The sequence below is a fragment of the Adhaeribacter soli genome, assembly GCF_008727925.1.
Taxonomy (GTDB): domain Bacteria; phylum Bacteroidota; class Bacteroidia; order Cytophagales; family Hymenobacteraceae; genus Adhaeribacter_A; species Adhaeribacter_A soli.
This window is the reverse complement of sequence record NZ_VTWT01000001.1, coordinates 132,270-145,902: the sequence shown is the minus strand read 5'-3', so window position 1 is coordinate 145,902 and position 13,633 is coordinate 132,270. Positions and strand designations below refer to the sequence as shown.

The following is a 13,633-nucleotide window of genomic DNA, read 5'->3' as shown; positions in this document are numbered from 1 at the left end:
TTTTAAGAAAGATTTTTGTCGCGATGGATTACCTGAATTTACTCAATGAACCACAGCGCCGCGCCGTAATGCATACCGACGGCCCGCTGATGATCATCGCCGGAGCCGGATCCGGAAAAACCCGCGTATTAACGTACCGGATCGCTTACCTTTTGGAAAAAGGCGTAGATCCGTTCAACATATTAACCTTAACCTTTACCAACAAGGCCGCCAAGGAAATGCGGCACCGGATCGAGAAGGTAGTAGGCAAAGATGCCCGCAACATCTGGATGGGTACTTTCCACTCGGTTTTTGCCAAGATTTTGCGCGCCGAAGCCCCGAAGATTGGTTACCCGAACTCCTTTACCATTTACGATTCCGACGACAGCAAAACCCTGATCAAGAACATCTGCAAGGAGATGAACCTGGACGATAAGCTCTACAAGCCGGGTCTGGTGTTGGGGAGAATTTCGGCGGCCAAAAACAAACTTATTTCCGTAGGCCAGTACCGCCAGGACCGCACCGTTCAGGCCGACGACGAAGCCGCGATGCGTCCGAAGATCGGCGAAATTTACCACCAGTACCAGGACCGCCTGAAAAGGTCCGGCGCGATGGATTTCGATGATTTGCTTTTCAACACCAACGTGCTTTTCCGCGACCACGTGGACGTGCTGAACAAATACCAGCATATGTTCAAGTACGTGATGGTAGATGAGTACCAGGATACGAACTACTCCCAGTACCTGATCACCCGCAAGCTGGCTGCCAAGGACCGCAACATCTGCGTGGTAGGTGACGATGCTCAGAGTATTTACGCCTTCCGGGGAGCCGATATCTCCAACATCCTCAACTTTGAGCGCGATTATCCGGAACTGGAAGTGGTGAAACTGGAGCAGAATTACCGTTCTACCCAGAACATTGTAAATGCCGCCAATTCGGTAATTAAAAACAACAAAGAGCAGCTCCGTAAATCCGTTTTCTCCGACAACGAAGAAGGCAACCTGATTGAAGTAATAAAAGCCAATTCCGATAACGAAGAAGGTAAACTGGTGGCGCATTCCATTTTCGAAGAGAAGATGAACAACCACCTCTCCTACAACGATTTTGCCATTCTGTACCGCACCAACGCCCAGAGCCGGGCCATGGAGGAAGCGTTACGGAAAATGAACATCAAGTATAAGATCGTAGGCGGTTTAAGTTTCTACCAGCGCAAAGAGATCAAGGACTTAATTGCTTATTTGCGCCTAACGGTAAACCCGAACGATGAGCAGGCACTGCGCCGGGTAATTAACTATCCGAAACGCGGCATCGGCGATACGACCATCGAGAAGATTATTGTTTCGGCAAGCGAATCGAACCACAGCATCTGGGAAGTAACCAGCAACATACACTCCTTCGGATTTGGCCGTTCCGCCGGTGCCATAGACGATTTTGCCACCAAGATCAAGAGTTTCGCAGTATTAGCTGAACAACAGGACGCCTTCGAAGTAGCCAAGCACATTGCCAAAGCTTCCGGGGTAATCGAAGACCTGTACGCCGATAAATCGATTGAAGGTCTGGCGCGTTACGAGAACATCCAGGAGTTGCTGAATGGTATCAAGGAATATGTAGACGACCCGGAGAAGGAAGATAAAAGCCTCGCCGCGTTCCTGCAGGACATTGCCCTGATTACCGATGCTGACACCAAAAAAGATGACGACGGGGAATACGTTACCATGATGACGATCCACTCTTCCAAGGGTCTGGAATTCCGGAACGTGTACATTGTGGGCTTGGAGGAAAACCTGTTCCCGAGCCAGATGATGATCCAGAGCCGCGCCGACCTGGAAGAAGAGCGCCGTTTATTTTACGTAGCCATTACCCGCGCCGAAAAGAAACTAACCCTCTCCTACGCCACCAGCCGTTACCAGTGGGGTAACCTGCGCGCCTGCGAAAAAAGCCGCTTCCTGGAAGAGATCGAACCTGCATTCCTGAACTTCAAATTCTCCGACGGCCAGGGCGCTTTCGAGAAAGTGCTGAAGCGTAAGAGCCCGTTAGTAGCCACCGCCGCTGCCCCGGTTCGCAAAGCCACAAACTACACCCCACCCGCCGATTTCGTAGCCTCAGATACTTCTAATTTAGCCGAAGGCATGCGCGTGGAACACCCGAAATTCGGTTTCGGCACGGTAGCCAAAATGGACACCCAAGGAAACAGCACCAAAGCCATCATCAATTTCGAAGAAGCCGGAGAGAAAACGTTGCTGCTAAGCTTCGCGAAGTTGCGGATCCATAGTTAGGAAAGTAATTCAATATTTGTAAAAATTGATTATAATGAAACTGATTAATGAATAATATTTACTTAGGGATTTTCTATAGAATTTTGTTTTTAATGTCCCGAAACTCCTTACCTAATTATAATTATGGTATGAGTCTTTTATTATTCACTTATTTGGTTTCATTATTTATTTTACCTCTGCTATTTATAATTTTTACATTATTTAACATTCAACCAAGACTATTCTACTTTGGAACATTAAGCTTTTACTTTTTATTATGGCTTTTTAACTTTCTAAAAACTAAGAAAATTCATCAAGAAATTTTTAGAGAAGGGAGTAAGAAGTTTAAAATAAAAAATAAATATTCAGTTTTAAGTCTGTTTGCCTTAGGCTTGGTAACATTTATAGGAGTTTGTCTAACTATGAAGTTTATTAGGTAATTTAAAGGGTCCTGTTTTAAATGGAATCCCTAAGGCTCACCTGGCGCTAATGTCAAGTGAACTGTCCAACTTACAGTCGCTTTAATTTCGCCATCCGCTGCTGGCCATAAGGGCAAATATCCAGTACCACGCATCGGTGGCAGTCGGGGTTTTGGAAAAAACAGCACCGCTGCCCGTGAAACATAAAAACCTCGTGGTGGTCGTAAACTTGCTGGACATCCCAATCGGTGGGCAGCAATGCTTGTAAAATAGCGTGCGCCGGGCCGGGGCCAATTTTGTCCGGAAGCAAACCCAACCGCTGCGCCACCCGGTGGTGATGGCTGTCTACGGGCATGGCCGGCATCCGCAAATTACTGAATAACAAGACTGCTGCACTGGTCTTGGGCTCTACACCGGGGAGTTGCTCCAGCCAGGACTGGGCTTCGGGAACCGTTAATTCCTGCAGAAAGGATAAATCGAAGGAGCCGCTATTCCGAGCCAAAACCTCTTTGAGTACAGCCTGCAGGCGGGGTACTTTCTGCTCAGGCCAGGTAGCCGCCGTGATGGCATTTTCTACCTCCGCAAGCGGTGCTTGCAATACTTGCTCCCACGTAGGAAATTGCTGCCGCAAATTCCGGAAAGCGCGACTGCTATCGGCGTTTTTGGTCCGGTGTGAAAGCAAAGAACTCACCAGCTCACTGATCGGATCAAGGGTATGGAAAAATTTCACCGGACAGCCATAAACGCCGCAAAAACGCTCGTGCGCCAGCAACGCTTTCTGCTGCAATTGTTCTGAATTTTCAGCCATAATGGTTAGTACGAAAATAAGCGGCGGAGTTGTTCTTTGAAGGAGGTAAATGCTGTTTTGCCCCTACTTAAATAGCTGATATAGGGGAAGACTTGGATCAGATAACTTGAAAGAACCACCCCCTGCCCCTCCTTTTCAAGGAGGGGTTCGGGGGTAGTTAAACACGTTATTGCGTCAAAAGTCCTCCCCTGTTTTTAGGGGAGGATTTAGGTGGGGTCTAAACTTACAGCAAACAAAATCAATTTTATTCGTAAGGGAATCGAACAATCGAATATCGAACCTATGAACATCGAAAAAATTTCTAACTTTGAGCTTCTAAAATCCCTAAAATGGTAGCCAGTTCAACCTTTAAGCAAGAATTATTGCTGCGCGAATACGGAATAAACGTGCACAACCTTGTAAAATACATCCTTACCCTCGACGATCGGGCCCACCGTACGCGCGCGGCGCAACTGCTCGTGAACCTGATGGCCCGCCTGAACCCAAGCATCGGGAGCGTGCAGGATGCCCAGCAAAAGCTCTGGAACCACCTTTTTGTAATGGCCGACGGGCAGCTGGATGTGGATGCTCCATTTGAGCTGAGCGCGATGGAATATCTGAACGACAAACCACAACGCGTTGAGATCCCAACCAAGGTTCCGAAATTCAAGCATTATGGTAAGAACGTTGAAGCCTTGGTGCAGAAAGTAAGCGAGATCGAAAACGAAGACGAACGCCGCGCCGGCATTATTGCTTTGGGCAAACTGATGAAAGCGCTTTACAAAGCCTACAACAAAGACACCGTTTCCGACGAAGTGATCCTTTCTGAAATGAAGATCTTAAGCCAGGGGAAACTGAACATTGAGTTAACGGGCGGCGAAACCAGCACCTTGTTCGATGTGAGCCCGGGAATTCAGCAGCAAAAAACCTATTCGCAGAAAGAACCGCAGCAGCAGCAACACAAGCATAAAAAACACGGTCAGCACCAGCAGCACCGTCCAAAACACAAAAATCAATAAATGGCATCTTTTGAAGTAATCGGGGGCCGGAAATTAAGCGGCGAAATAACCCCGCAGGGCGCTAAGAACGAGGCGCTACAGGTTATTTGCGCCGTACTTTTAACCGAAGAACCCGTTACCATTACCAATATCCCCGACATCGTCGACGTACAAAAGCTCATCCAGCTGCTCAGCGAAATGGGCGTTACCGTTACCCGCGAAGACGAGGAAACCTATACGTTTGAGGCCCGGAACATCAACCTCGAATACCTGGAAAGCAAGCAGTTTGTCAATTTGGGCCGGGCAATCCGCGGTTCCGTGATGATCATGGGCCCGATGCTGGCACGTTTCGGCATGTGCAAACTCCCGAAACCGGGGGGCGATAAGATCGGCCGTCGCCGGATGGATACGCATTTTATCGGGTTGGAAAAACTGGGCGCAAAATTCAAATACGATTCCTCCGACGAGTTCTTCCACATCAATGCCAACGGCCGCCTGAAAGGCACCTACATGCTGCTGGACGAGGCTTCGGTTACCGGTACTGCCAACATTGTGATGGGCGCGGTAATGGCCGAAGGCCTGACCACGATCTACAATGCCGCCTGTGAGCCTTACGTGCAACAGCTTTGCAGAATGCTGAACCGCATGGGCGCCAAAATTTCCGGCATCGGCTCGAATCTGCTAACCATTGAAGGCGTGGAGAAACTGGGCGGCACTACGCATAAGCTGCTGCCGGACATGATCGAGATCGGTTCCTTCATCGGCATGGCCGCTATGACCGGATCGGAAATCACGATCAAAAACTGCCAGATCCAGGAGCTTGGTTTAATTCCGGATACGTTCCGCCAATTGGGTATTAAAATGGAATTCCGCGGCGACGATATTTACATCCCAACCCAGGAAAACTACACCATCGAAACCTACATCGACGGCAGCATTTTAACCATTGCCGATCAGATCTGGCCGGGCTTCACCCCTGACTTACTCAGTATTGCACTTGTAGTAGCGACGCAAGCTAAAGGAACGGTACTCATCCACCAGAAAATGTTCGAAAGCCGCCTGTTCTTCGTCGATAAACTGATCGATATGGGTGCTCAGATCATCCTTTGCGATCCGCACCGTGCTACCGTTATCGGCCACAACAAACAGGTAAGTTTACGCGGCATCCGCATGACCTCGCCGGATATCCGCGCCGGGGTTGCACTTCTAATTGCCGCCCTATCTGCTGACGGCAAAAGCGTGATCGACAACGTGGAACAAATTGATAGAGGTTATCAGAAAATAGACCAGCGCCTGAATGCCTTGGGCGCGCAAATTACCCGGATTTAAAAGGATATATTCGTAAGCTAAAAAAGTCCGCAATTTGTAGAAGTTGCGGACTTTTTGTTTTGTACGCACTCAGGTCTTTGATTTCCAATTTATTTGGTCATCACGAACGAAGTTGAGGAAACTTATACATACTTCTATGATAAAGCAAGCGTACCGAGATTTGTCTTACAATTAATTCCCACTATGCAGTCCCATAAGTTTCCTCGGCCAGGCTACCCATGACAGATCTTAAAATTAGCAGAACTTTCCATCCCGGTCTGTGGCGCACAGACCGGCGTACTGCTAGCACTCGACCAAATTAATAATTAGAATTTGCTTGACGGGATTACAAATCACTATTGCACGAAAAGTCACCAAAGCTTATGATAGCCAATAAGTTGTCTTACTTTATTAGGATCTCCATTGTATTGAACTACCAGGAATTTTATCATTTACATTTCTAACTCATCTGTAAATTTCTCTTTAGCAATCTTATAACTTGAGATCTTGTTTTCTTTCCTTTACACCAAAATCACGGCTGCTGATGCCCCGGTCAAAAACAAGCACCTGCTGCTCTTTAAGTTACTGGTCTTTAACACAAATTACCCCAAGGCAACATCTTCACTCAGATAAGCTTGTTTCCCGGCTAAAGCGGCCTCCACCGGAAAACCATTGCTAAGGCTGATGCTGAATTTTACCTGCTTTTTTCCTAAGCCTTCTTTAAGCTTCCTGCCCACTGGCATTCCTTCTTTCAAAAGTACTGCCGAGGCTGCTACCATCGTAGAGTCGAAGCTTTTAATGGTCAGGCTCTTTTTATCCTGGCTGCCCATAAAGTACTTATCACCCATAAAGTACTTATCAAAAAGCTGCCCTGAAACATACCGGTATGCTGCTATCACGGAGTCCGGCAAGTAGGACAAAAGCTTATCTACCGTCATTTTCTGCTTTTTTTACAGGTTATTGCTTTCTGGGCTTGTCGTTTCTGGATTTAGGCATAAGCCTACAACACTCATTCGCAATGCATTAGCTCAATTATTATGGCTTAAACAAATATTTACAAATACAAACTGTTTATATATTACTGATTATCAATAGGATAATCTGCTTTTCGTACAGTAGTAATTACAAATCCCGTCAAGCAAATTGCTATGGTGAAAACACGCAACAACGGCATTGGCTAGTACCCGGCACTTTAACCCTTATGGAGTACCAGCAATTTTCTATCTTCTAAGTATCCCTCGCCTTTCTGCTGAATTTTAATTAATTCCTATGACATGGAATCCTGTCTATCTTCTCAATCTTTAAAATCGTGTTCAACTAAACTGGCTTACAAAGACAGCTCTAAATTTACAGCCAGGTAAACCGGCTTGTTTTTTCATGCCATCTTCATGTTCTTCCTTTTAATACAAAACTGGATTTATTTACAAAAAGCTTCCGGTTCTGATATTTTCGAACGTTATATTTTTTACATTTCCTGAAAAGAAAAAAAACCGGACAAGAACATTATGTAATCTTTCATATTATTCCTAGTTTTACCCCTGGTTTTAATAAAACGTACGCAAATAGATATAATCTCACCCCATCCACTCATAACGCCCGACTTCCTCACCTACTAAGAAAAATTAAAAATAACAAAATTTACTAAAGCTCAAATAATCCAATTAAATATATTTAACAGATTAAATACCAGTTACTGGGTAAATGAATCAGAATTATGATTTTTTGGCAAGCGTATGTTCATGCGCGAACGATCTGATATGCGTTTTAAATCAGGATGGGGAATTCCTTTTCTCTGGCGGCGGGGTTTACCCCTTAACCGGCTTCCTGCCGGAAGAGCTTACGGGCCGGTCAATTAAAACACTTTGCTCCGCTTCCGGGTGGGAAACGATGCGGCAGGGCTTCGACCGGCTAACCCAGGGATTGGCAGCACCCTTGTTTGAAACGCAACTGCAACACAGAACCGGAGAATGGAAAAGAATTCAGTGGTCCCTTTCCCCTTCGGGGGAAGAAGGCGCTCTGGTGGCAATCGGCAGAGAGTTGCCGGCAAAAAATATTGTGCAAACCGGGGAATTTCGGCATGAAGCCTTGTACCGGATCCTGGTTGCCCACGGCACCGACATGGCCGCTTTGATTAATGAAAAAGGGGAATATATTTACATCGGCGGTTCATCAAATGCTTTAACTTCCCTGGGTTATCGTCCGGAAAACCTGTTGGGGCGGAGCTTTCTGGAATTCACCCACCCGGAAGATCTGGCAAAATTACAGGCGCTTTTAGCTGAAACCCTGGCAGCTACCCAGCCGATTCAGATCCCGGAATTACGGTTCAGGGATGCAACCGGAAACTGGCATTGGGTGGAAGTAACCGTAATTAACCAGTTGTATAACCCGAAGATCAATGCCCTGATCGTTACCTCCCACGATATTACCGAGCGCATCCAAACCAGGCAGCAGCTGCAGGAAAGCGAACAACGTTTCAAAGCGCTTTTCGAGAACAACCCCAGCACCATTCTGCTGGAAGATCGCAACGGCATGGTGCTGGACGTAAACCCGGCCCTGCTGCATAAGTTCGGCGTGCAGAAAGCCGATGTGGTAAACCATTCCATTTACTCTTTCCTGCCGGCCGATTTAGTACCCGTATGCAAAGAAATGATCCAACGGGTGCTTGCAGGCAACAAATTAAAGTTCGAGCTCGAATTACCCGTTTGCGGGCAGGAAAACCGCATACTGGAAGTAAATAAAATACCGGTAAAGATCGGTTCCGAAATAGCTGCCGTTTACACCATTGCCAAAGACATTACCCAGGTAACCACCTACTATAAAACGGTACAGCGGCAGGCCCAGAAACTGAATACCATTTTCGAAAGCATAACGGATGCCTTTTTTACGCTGGACCGCAACTGGCATTTCACTTCCATAAACAGCGAATTTGCCCGGGTGCTGGGCGTAGACCGCAACGACCTGATCGGACAGAAATTATCGGTTCTAAACCTGGGCAAAGCCTATAAAAAATACTTTAAGCAATTAAAACAGGCCGCCGAAACCGGGGAATCAATTCATTTCGAGATCTTCCTGAACCATAAACTTATCTGGCTTGAAGTCCGGGTTTTTCCTTCCGAAGAAGGCCTTTCAGTTTATTTTACCGACGTAACCGAAAAGGTAAAAGCCCGGCAGGAACTGGAAAAACTTTCGCTGGTGGCCAATAAAACTATAAACGGGGTAATTTTTATAGATGCCGGAAAGATAATTGAATGGGTGAACGAAGGCTTTACCAACCTGACGGGCTATACGGCAGCCGAAGCCATCGGCCAGAATGCAGGGCATTTGCTGCACGGCCCGGATACCGATCAGGCCGTATCTGCCCGGATAAAAAATAACCTGCAATTTCACAAACCTTTCCGGGAAGAGATCCTGAATTACAAAAAGACCGGCGAAAAGCTTTGGTTCGCCCTCGATTTTTCGCCGGTGCTGAACAACGAAGGCAAGCTGAGCCGCTACATTGTTATCCAAACCGATATTACCTACCGCAAAGAAGCCGAAGCCGCCCAGTTACAGCTAACCAAAGACCTCTACCGGCAAAACCGCGATATGCAGCAGTTCACCTACATTGTATCGCACAATCTCCGGGGCCCGGTGGCAAACGCCATGGGCTACGCCCAGGTACTGACCGAAACCAACCCCGACACGCCGGTTTTCCGGGAAATGCTGGCCAACCTGAAGACGAGTGTTTTCCGCCTGGATGGCGTTTTAAAAGACCTGAACCAGATCCTATCCATCCGGGACAATAAAGACAACATTGGCCTGGAAAAAGTAGACCTGGCCGCCAATTGCCGCAAGGCTGTAGCCAGCCTGCAGGAGTCTTTGGAAAGCTGCCAGGCTGAGGTAAAGCTGGACATTAAGGAAGGCACGCTCGTGCACGGCAATAAAACCTACCTGCACAGCGTGTTTTACAACCTGCTTTCCAATGCCATTAAATACCGTTCGCCGGAGCGCCGCCTGCAAATTACCATCGCAACCACGGAGCAGGGCTTTAAGGGCACTACTATTTCCTTCTCGGATAATGGTTCGGGATTCGATCTGCAAAAAGCCGGGGACCAGGTCTTTAAACTTTACAAACGGTTCCACCACCACACCGAAGGCCGGGGTATTGGTTTGTTTCTGGTGAAAACCCACATCGAAGCCATGGGCGGTCAGATTGAAGTAAGCAGCCAAGTGGACAATGGCACCACTTTTTTAATTCAACTGAAATAAGCAAGAACATGAATGTATTTCTAATAGATGACGATGAATTAAGCACTTTTCTGACCAGGCATTGGCTTGTACGGGAAGGGCTTTGTGAAGAAGTGCAGACCTTTATTTCAGCCGAAGAAGCATTAACCTCATTAGAGCAATGCCCGGATTATTTACTGCCGCAGGTAATCTTCCTGGACCTGAACATGCCGGTAATGAGCGGCTGGGAATTTCTGGATGCGCTTTCCCCCCAGGCCGCAAGGTTAAAAAGCCGGACCCAGATCTACATTTTAACCTCTTCCCTCGACCTGAATGATGAAATGCGGTCGAAAGATTACGACCTGGTGGCGGCTTTTATTCATAAACCTATAAAGTCGGAAGATATTCAGCTCATCCGCTTTCATACGGGCATTTATAATTAGTTAATCCCAGCTAAAGCAGACGGTGAGGAATATTATCATTAAAGGCAATCAATACCTGTTCACTGAATTTATATCCTTATAACTGTAGGGAGCACCAGGCTAATGCCAGCGGCAAATCTAAAAGGGAGCTGATTCCTAAACTTACCTTGTTTTACGTTCGCGTAAGCACCCATTCAGGCAAAAAAGTACGGCATGGAAACAAGTCATAGTAAATAAGTAGCAGGAACCAAGTAACTACTTAACCTGAAAGACAAACAAATTACACAACCTATTTGAATTACAGGATTTTACACATTTTCAATCCCGATACCAACGTCCTCTTACTTAGAAAAAGATTTAATCTACCTTAGCTTTTGTTTTACGCGCCATATCGAGGTGCATTCTTAATACAGGTAGGGTTTTGGCCGCGAAGGCCCGAAGATCCGGATCGGTGTCAGTTTTGGCAGCTGTTTCGAAAAGCGTAATTGCCTGCTCGTGAGCCGAAACCTGCATTTCCATAAACGTTTCGTCGAAGTCGTTGGCATTTTCGCGCTCCAGCCGGGCAATCATGCGCTGGTGCATCGGAATAGGCGAGGTTGCAAGGGAAAGATTCTTGTCTCTGCCAAAGCTTTTTAACTGGTTCAAGGTTTTGGTGTGCTCCGAGATCATTTGCCCGGCAAAGGTTTTGACGTCCGGATGCTTCGCCTTGTTTTGCGCCAAGTTACAGCTCAGAAATTCGAAAAGGTCGTTGCTGGCAGCTACCACCGGGAAACTGGTAGTGTCGACAGGGACTTCCGACGAAATCGCACCGCTGTCGATTACAGCTACCGTACGGGGAGCGGCATCGCGAGGGCCAGGCGCAGTGGAGGTAGCTTCCGGATTGGTAGTGCTGCAGCCTGCTAAACTCCAGGCCAAAGCTCCTGAACAGAAAAGAAATGCCTTAAAAAACTTCATACGAAAATCCAATTTGCCTATACTTAAGCAATACGTGACGGCTATCCCAGAGTTCGCCTCCCTCCCGCTACCAAATGGCAAGGCATTTTCAAAAGCTATGGGCAGCGCAACATAATCTTTATTTCCCTTAATTAATTTTCAATCCTTCTGAAATAAAAAAGTGCCGGGCATTTAAATCCCGGCACTTTTTAGCTTGTTTGCAGTACTGTTTCAGGAAGCGATACTTTTTTTTACGAAGAATAGCGTTTGAGCTTGTCTTTCTTCTTCTTTTTACCGTTTCCGTTCAGCAGCATAATGGCCCCGCCGATCAAAAGGGTACCTACTGCTAAGCGGGAAATAGTGCCTACTTTGTCGTGCTTGAATTTGCCTTTGTAACCTTTTTCACCTAATATATTAGGAACATGGCCGTGAGCAAGATCCTCCACAATGCCTTCTACCATGCTTACCCTGTCTGCCAGTACTAATGGAAACCAATGGGCCCAGCTCGATTCACTGTATTTGTAGGCGTAACGCCGGATCATGCCACTCAAATACTTGGGCGGGGTCGAGGTGCCAAAAACGGCAGTTATGTTCGGACGTTCAATAGATTTCAGAATTTCCATATCTTGTACTTGCTGGGTTGGCCTTTCCCAACTGTAACCTGTTTGTTCTGCATCTGTCCGGTGCGGTTTCATTGGGTAAGTCGGGTCGTTCTCCGGGTCGTAATCGATGCCCCACCCTTTAATATGCGAATAATCTTTCATTGTTTTTTCCATGGTTAAGGTATTTTTACACTCTGGCTGATGGTGGAATAAGTACCGGTTTTATACAATTATCCAGTTTATCGGAGAAGATCCGGTAAGCGTCGGCGGCTTCTTCCAATGGCACGCGGTGGGTAATAATTTTTCTTGGTTCCAGAATACCATTTTGCACGTGCTCAATGAGGCGAGGCAGGTGGCGTTTTACGGCAGTCTGATTGCCCCTGATGGTAAGGCCTTTGTTCATGGCATTACCGATCGGCACGAGGTTATCTGTAGGCCCGTAAACCCCCACAATAGATACGATACCGCCTTTTTTAACTGAGTTGATAGCCCAATGCAAGGCAGTTGCTGAACCTGCCTGAAGCAGCATTTTCCGGCCGGTAATGGTTTGCAGGGCACTGCCTGTTGCTTCAGCGCCTACGGCATCAATCACCACATCGGCCCCCATCCAATCCGTTTGTTTTTTCAGGAAAACCACCGGATCATCCATATCTTTCTTAAAGTTGTAGGCTTCGCACTTGGCATAGTTCTTCACAAATTCCAGGCGGTAGTCGATATCGTCGAGCACAATAACCCGGCCCGCTCCAAACAGCCAGGAGCATCTGGCAGCCATAATACCTACCGGGCCAGCCCCGAAAACAACCACGGTATCGCCTTTCTGAATACCACCCATTTCGGCAGCCTGGTAACCAGTCGGCACGACGTCGGTTAGCAACACCGCATCTTCCACATGCATGCCCGGCGGAATTACAGTCGGACTTACGTTAGCGTAAGGGACCCTTGCATACTCTGCCTGGCCGCCGTCGTAACCGCCACCTACATGCGCATAGCCGAAAAACCCTCCCACCGCCGTAGCTTCCGAGTTTGCTTCATGGCAGTTACCGAACAAACCCTGCTTGCAGTAATGGCAGCGGCCGCAGGCTATATTGAAAGGCACCATTACCATATCGCCTACCTTCAGCTTGGTAACTTCGGAGCCGATCTCCACTACTTCGCCGACAAATTCGTGGCCGAAGGTCATGCCTACCCGGGTATCGGGCACATTGCCATTATATAAATGCAGGTCGGACCCGCAAATGCAGGAACGCACTATCCGTACAATGGCATCTTCCGGATGCTTGATCTCCGGCATGGGTTTCTCACTGACGCGAATGCGGCGGATTCCCCTGTAATTGGTTGCTAACATAAATCTTCTTTTAGTTAAAGTGAGACATGTACTCGAACAAAACCCTTAAAGAACTGAAGCCTGGTAATTAGCATCCAGCCATTTAATTCCGAGGGTATAAATACTTACCTTGGGTTTTAAAGTTTCATTACCGGCCCGAACTACGGAAAAATGATAGGGAAGGATCAAAAAAATAAAGGGGTAATTTGGGTAGAGGTGAAACCCAATTGCAGAAAACAGGTTACCTTTTGATAAAACATTAGAAATAAAATTATTCTGAAAACCAATTCACAAATCCTCAACTGGTTTTGAAAATAATACTTGCCGCAACACTTTTAGGCCGTCTCCCTTCCAGAAACCGGACAAGGTGGCTTTAAGTACGAACTTTGACAGTTTTTCA

At 47.0% G+C, this 13,633-nt stretch carries 10 protein-coding genes; 5 read left to right on the top strand and 5 right to left on the bottom strand.

The genetic code is table 11. The features are described from left to right. The first annotated feature begins 23 nt into the window (after positions 1 to 23). Positions 24 to 2,255, top strand: a complete 2,232-nt coding sequence (locus tag F0P94_RS00550) for an ATP-dependent helicase (RefSeq protein ID WP_150901755.1) — start codon at positions 24 to 26, stop codon at positions 2,253 to 2,255. A 489-nt stretch (positions 2,256 to 2,744) separates the two neighbouring features. Here F0P94_RS00550 and F0P94_RS00545 read toward each other — a convergent pair whose 3' ends face one another. Continuing rightward, positions 2,745 to 3,461 (bottom strand): endonuclease III domain-containing protein, encoded by a 717-nt coding sequence (locus tag F0P94_RS00545; protein ID WP_150901754.1) that lies wholly within the window; start codon positions 3,459 to 3,461, stop codon positions 2,745 to 2,747. A 362-nt stretch (positions 3,462 to 3,823) separates the two neighbouring features. Here F0P94_RS00545 and F0P94_RS00540 point away from each other — a divergent pair, with 362 nt between their 5' ends. Both F0P94_RS00540 and murA read left to right on the top strand, forming a co-directional pair. Continuing rightward, complete coding sequence (locus F0P94_RS00540) at positions 3,824 to 4,459, top strand: DUF4290 domain-containing protein (RefSeq protein WP_191906871.1); 636 nt, start codon at positions 3,824 to 3,826, stop codon at positions 4,457 to 4,459. Beyond that, positions 4,460 to 5,767 (top strand): UDP-N-acetylglucosamine 1-carboxyvinyltransferase, encoded by a 1,308-nt coding sequence (gene murA, locus F0P94_RS00535; protein WP_150901752.1) that lies wholly within the window; start codon positions 4,460 to 4,462, stop codon positions 5,765 to 5,767. Positions 5,768 to 6,348: 581 nt separating this feature from the next. Here murA and F0P94_RS00530 read toward each other — a convergent pair. Continuing rightward, positions 6,349 to 6,684, bottom strand: coding sequence for a hypothetical protein (locus F0P94_RS00530; protein WP_150901751.1), 336 nt, complete (start codon positions 6,682 to 6,684; stop codon positions 6,349 to 6,351). Between the two features lie 763 nt (positions 6,685 to 7,447). Between F0P94_RS00530 and F0P94_RS00525 the strand changes: the two genes are divergently transcribed. Together F0P94_RS00525 and F0P94_RS00520 are read left to right on the top strand one after the other, a co-directional pair. Beyond that, positions 7,448 to 9,994 carry a PAS domain-containing sensor histidine kinase gene (locus F0P94_RS00525; protein WP_150901750.1) on the top strand — a complete coding sequence of 849 codons (2,547 nt, stop codon included), beginning with the start codon at positions 7,448 to 7,450 and terminating at the stop codon, positions 9,992 to 9,994. 8 nt (positions 9,995 to 10,002) lie between these two features. Continuing rightward, entirely contained in the window at positions 10,003 to 10,395 is a 393-nt protein-coding gene (locus F0P94_RS00520; protein WP_150901749.1) for a response regulator, read from the top strand. A 336-nt stretch (positions 10,396 to 10,731) separates the two neighbouring features. Here F0P94_RS00520 and F0P94_RS00515 read toward each other — a convergent pair whose 3' ends face one another. The 3 genes from F0P94_RS00515 to F0P94_RS00505 form a co-directional block, all read right to left on the bottom strand. Continuing rightward, positions 10,732 to 11,289 (bottom strand): DUF4142 domain-containing protein, encoded by a 558-nt coding sequence (locus F0P94_RS00515; protein ID WP_191906870.1) that lies wholly within the window; start codon positions 11,287 to 11,289, stop codon positions 10,732 to 10,734. Positions 11,290 to 11,558: 269 nt separating this feature from the next. Continuing rightward, complete coding sequence (locus F0P94_RS00510) at positions 11,559 to 12,083, bottom strand: hypothetical protein (protein ID WP_150901747.1); 525 nt, start codon at positions 12,081 to 12,083, stop codon at positions 11,559 to 11,561. A gap of 13 nt (positions 12,084 to 12,096) precedes the next feature. Next, positions 12,097 to 13,254, bottom strand: coding sequence for a zinc-dependent alcohol dehydrogenase (locus F0P94_RS00505; protein ID WP_150901746.1), 1,158 nt, complete (start codon positions 13,252 to 13,254; stop codon positions 12,097 to 12,099). Positions 13,255 to 13,633: the final 379 nt, after the last annotated feature.

What these genes read in the sequence shown, in the direction of transcription:
- F0P94_RS00545 (WP_150901754.1), bottom strand. Translation starts at nt 3,461, where the DNA reads ATGGCTGAAAATTCAGAACAATTGCAGCAGAAAGCGTTGCTGGCGCAC.
- murA (WP_150901752.1), top strand. Translation starts at nt 4,460, where the DNA reads ATGGCATCTTTTGAAGTAATCGGGGGCCGGAAATTAAGCGGCGAAATA.
- F0P94_RS00550 (WP_150901755.1), top strand. Translation starts at nt 24, where the DNA reads ATGGATTACCTGAATTTACTCAATGAACCACAGCGCCGCGCCGTAATG.
- F0P94_RS00525 (WP_150901750.1), top strand. Translation starts at nt 7,448, where the DNA reads ATGAATCAGAATTATGATTTTTTGGCAAGCGTATGTTCATGCGCGAAC.
- F0P94_RS00520 (WP_150901749.1), top strand. Translation starts at nt 10,003, where the DNA reads ATGAATGTATTTCTAATAGATGACGATGAATTAAGCACTTTTCTGACC.
- F0P94_RS00510 (WP_150901747.1), bottom strand. Translation starts at nt 12,083, where the DNA reads ATGGAAAAAACAATGAAAGATTATTCGCATATTAAAGGGTGGGGCATC.
- F0P94_RS00505 (WP_150901746.1), bottom strand. Translation starts at nt 13,254, where the DNA reads ATGTTAGCAACCAATTACAGGGGAATCCGCCGCATTCGCGTCAGTGAG.
- F0P94_RS00530 (WP_150901751.1), bottom strand. Translation starts at nt 6,684, where the DNA reads ATGACGGTAGATAAGCTTTTGTCCTACTTGCCGGACTCCGTGATAGCA.